Below are 3945 nucleotides of genomic sequence, written 5' to 3' on the forward strand. Positions count from 1 at the left end.
ACAGGCAAGCCGAATTTCCGGCGTCACGCCTGCGGCGGTGGCATTGCTGATGGTGCATTTGAAGCGCGGGTTTAAGGGAGCGAAGTAGGCTAGCAAATAGGAAAAGGTCGTCTGAAAAATAAATCGTAAGTCGGAGGGTAACCGACTTACGATCATGTTATGTCTAATTATCCGATACAAACTCTGACCTATGACTGATAGTAGCAAAACGTAATAAAGACCGTCTAAAAACAAAACATAGTTTTTAAACGGTCTTTTGTTATTGGCAAGGGATATTCATACGGCTTTATACACATCTCTTCGGCATCATCTCACTCCACTCTATGTAGCCGTAGAGTCCCATTGCACATGTAATTAAACTTTTCATCTTTACCTCCAACTCTATTTTCAAAGAACATTTCAAAATATCAAATGAAATACCCATGTTATATTTTTTGAAAAATTCAAAAATTGGAAGAAATGCACACCAAAAAGATATTGTGTTCTTAAATTCTATGCGTAATCGTACTTTGGACAAAAATTAAATCGTGTTTTTTTATGTAAATATCAATAATAATATATTTAATTTAATTATGATTTATTGCGTTAATAGTTTCGTAGGTTGGATTCTTGAATCCGACATCTTGGACGGTTGTGTCGGATACAAGTATCCGACCTACGGCTTGCTCTCCAAAGAAGCCCAAGCCGTGTATGATGAAGGCCTGAAACTGTGGCAGGCCTTCTACCGGGCCGACATCGAACGCAAAATCCGCGACGAATACCTGCTCGACAAAAGCGGTGCGGGCTGGTATAAAATCCGCAACGCCCTGAAAAAGGCCGCTCCGCAAACCGACTTCTCCCCCTTCGAAACCACCTACGCCGCCCTCGCTGCCAAACTCGAACCACTGGTGTACGAATACGGCTTTTTGAAAGAATAGGCAGCCTGAAAAAAGCAGCCTGCCCCCCAAAAACAAGGAAACCCCATGATCCCCACACAACACACCGTACTCATCACCGGCGGCGCCACCGGCATCGGCTTTGCGCTGGCAAAAAAGTTCCATGCAGCGGGCAACCACGTGATTTTGGTCGGACGGCGCGAAGACGCGCTACGCCAAGCCGTAGAACAACTTTCAGGAGAACAGCTTTCAGGCAGCCTGCACGATAACGGCGCACGTTGCGGATATGCCGTCGCCGACGTTTCCCAAGCCGAAGACCGCGCACGGCTGGCGGCGCAGTTTCCCGAAACCAGTATCCTCATCAACAACGCCGGCATCCAGTTCACCAAACGGTTGGACGAGCAGACGGACGACGAAATCGTGCAGGAAATCGCCGTCAATCTCACCGCGCCCGTGCAGCTCACCCGCGCCTTCCTACCCATGCTGGCGGGCAAGCCGCAGGCCGCCGTTATCAACGTATCATCGGGCTTGGCGGTGGTGCCCAAGGAAACCTGCGCCGTTTACTGTGCCACCAAAGCCGCGCTACACAGCTTTTCGCAAGTGTTGCGCTGGCAATTGGAAAACAGCGGTATCCGCGTGTTCGAAATCCTGCCGCCCATGGTCGCCACGCCCATGTACAAAGGCAAGGGGCACGCGCACCTGAAAATTTCGCCCGACGAATTGGCAGACGAATTTTGGCGTGATTTTGAACGCAACCGCTTTGAAAGCATGATTGGCAAAACGAAGTGGCTCTATTGGATTAACCGCCTCTCCGCACGGCTGGGGCAGCGGATTATGCGGAAGGGTTTGTAATCATGAACGCTCCGTCTTCAGATTATCGTGCCGTATTGGATTTTTGGTTTCGCGAAACTGCGCCGCAGCAATGGTTTGCCCGATCCGATGCGTTCGACGGCATCATCCGCCAACGCTTTTTTGCCGTGTGGCAACGCGCCGCACAGGGCGAACTGGCCGACTGGCGCGGCAATATGCAGGGCAGCAGCCGTAGGTCGGATACTTGTATCCGACACAACTGTTACTCTACGATGTCGGATTCAAGAATCCGACCTACGGTGGTTTATTTCTTTTGAAAGAATAACGATACAAAACAGGAGGAAGAAAAATGGAAACCATAGAATTGCAAGATATCCCTAACGAGGTATTTTTAGAGGATATCCAAGAGCTCACGCAGGCATTTCCACTTGAATTTCCCCACTTATTCCAGCAAATCAAAGATTATTTAGGTATAGATCAGAAACATATCTATATTACCGACTTTGTAGAAGATGAAAATCAAGAAGACTGTTTCTACGGTTATTTCTTTGATACGTTAAACAGAAAAATTTACCATTATGCCTTTGAAGGGGAGAAAACCACTTTTCGGGAAGATGATATCGCTGCCTTAACGATGCGGGATACTTTCAGCATCAAAGTGCTGCATCTTTTGGTATAAACGGGTAAACAAAAAAATTCCCACAGGCTGATTTTCAAAGTATTCTGTAAGTCGAATTAGCCCATACCCCCAACCCAAACTTTCCAACCCTTGAAAAAAATAAAAATCTTACTGACTTTCTTTGTTGCAACCCTGCTTATTTTAGGCATTTTGTCCCAACTGTCCGTATGGTACGACAACCGCGCTGCTGCGCCGGCAAAGCGTCTGTTGCAGGGTGAAATACCGCGCGGCGACAGTGAAGGAACGGATGCGATGTGGTTGATGGCTTACGATATTCCCGATGCCGCCGAACGCCGTCAAATCATGGTAAAGCTGGGCAATAAAGTGCCGGAGGACGACAAGCTGCCTGAAAGCCTCCGCCACCGCAAACTGATTTCGGACGATGCCGCAGAAGGGCAAAGGCTCGACTGTATATCTAGAAACAATGATGGGGCTATCATTGCAGACTGCCTGCAAAACGTCCGCGCCCACGCCGATGCCTACCGTGCTGTTGTGGCGAAATATGCCAAACTTTTTGACAATGCCGACCGTTTGTCGCAATACAGCAATTTGGATGTGCGCGCTCTAAATATTTTGGATGTCTTTCCAAAATACCACTATCTTGTTTACCAAACTACGCCTGCCGCCGTGGACTGGCTGGACGGCAAACCCGAAGCCGCATTTGCCCGAATCTGCCGCAACATTCGCACCGGTAAAACCTTACAGCAATCGCGTGGCGGACTCATTCCTGCCATGATTGGCGTCACCATTATCCAGAACAATACAAGACTCGCCGCCACAATGCTTGCCGAACAACCGCAATGGGCAGGCAAGCTGCCTGAAAACTGTGCCGCCGCGTTCGAACCGACCGCCGACAACGCAGAAAACTACTGCCGTATCATGCAGTTCGAGTATCACTATATGGATGCCCTCATCGCCAATCTTCCGACCCAACTGAACCAAGAAATGCCTGCATGGCTCGTGCCCGTATTGTTCTCGCCTGAGCACTCGCGAACACTTGCCAGCAAACAGTTTGCTTTTGGCTGCGAGCCTCCGGCACAGCGGGCCTTCGCGCAAGATCTGCCTGTATGGGCGCCGCAGGATGCCCAAATGCCGCAAACTTTCTGGCAGCAGTACGGCAGCCTTGCCTGTCTGCGTAACGCGCTGGGCTGCCGGTTTATTAACGGAGATTATGGCGGCGACGTCGATCCCTATGCCCGCCGTTTGCAAGACACGCAAATGCAGCAGCGTGCTTTCCAGGCAGCACTCGCCTTATACAGACTGCCTGAAAACCAACGTGCCGCCGAGCTGCCGAATGTCCTTGCCCGCTATGGTAGCCCATCTCGTAAGCTGCACTACGACCCCGAAGCGAAAGCCATCGTGTTTACCCCCTATCAACACCATGTGCGGTTCATCCTGAATGTTCCGCTGGCATTGCCGCAGGGACAACAGAATGAAATGACGGATAAACTGCCAAAGTCGCAGCAGTAATGAAAGTACCTGTGAACGTTGAGATAGTGTGATGGCAAACAAAAGGTCGTCTGAAACCGAATATTAGGTTTCAGACGACCTTTTTTAATACCGACACATATTTATGTAGAT

General features: G+C 49.5%; 5 protein-coding genes. All 5 read left to right on the forward strand.

What is annotated here, in order from left to right; translation table 11 throughout:
• Window positions 1-572 precede the first annotated feature (572 nt).
• The 5 genes from HMPREF1051_RS01180 to HMPREF1051_RS01200 all read left to right on the forward strand — a co-directional run bounded on the left by HMPREF1051_RS01180 (window position 573) and on the right by HMPREF1051_RS01200 (window position 3834).
• Entirely contained in the window at window positions 573-917 is a 345-nt protein-coding gene (locus HMPREF1051_RS01180) for a hypothetical protein (protein WP_155815263.1), read from the forward strand.
• A 45-nt stretch (window positions 918-962) separates the two neighbouring features.
• Window positions 963-1727, forward strand: coding sequence for an SDR family oxidoreductase (locus tag HMPREF1051_RS01185; protein WP_003763166.1), 765 nt, complete (start codon window positions 963-965; stop codon window positions 1725-1727).
• A 2-nt stretch (window positions 1728-1729) separates the two neighbouring features.
• Window positions 1730-2002: a DUF924 family protein gene (locus HMPREF1051_RS01190; protein ID WP_003763164.1), complete on the forward strand. Its 273-nt coding sequence runs from the start codon at window positions 1730-1732 to the stop codon at window positions 2000-2002.
• A 32-nt stretch (window positions 2003-2034) separates the two neighbouring features.
• The gene (locus HMPREF1051_RS01195; RefSeq protein ID WP_003763162.1) at window positions 2035-2364 is read left to right on the forward strand and encodes a hypothetical protein; all 330 of its coding nucleotides are present in this window, start codon (window positions 2035-2037) and stop codon (window positions 2362-2364) included.
• A gap of 150 nt (window positions 2365-2514) precedes the next feature.
• The gene (locus tag HMPREF1051_RS01200; protein ID WP_231286234.1) at window positions 2515-3834 is read left to right on the forward strand and encodes a hypothetical protein; all 1320 of its coding nucleotides are present in this window, start codon (window positions 2515-2517) and stop codon (window positions 3832-3834) included.
• Window positions 3835-3945 lie beyond the last annotated feature (111 nt).

Origin of the sequence: Neisseria sicca VK64 (assembly GCF_000260655.1) — a bacterium.
GTDB classification, from domain to species: domain Bacteria; phylum Pseudomonadota; class Gammaproteobacteria; order Burkholderiales; family Neisseriaceae; genus Neisseria; species Neisseria sicca_B.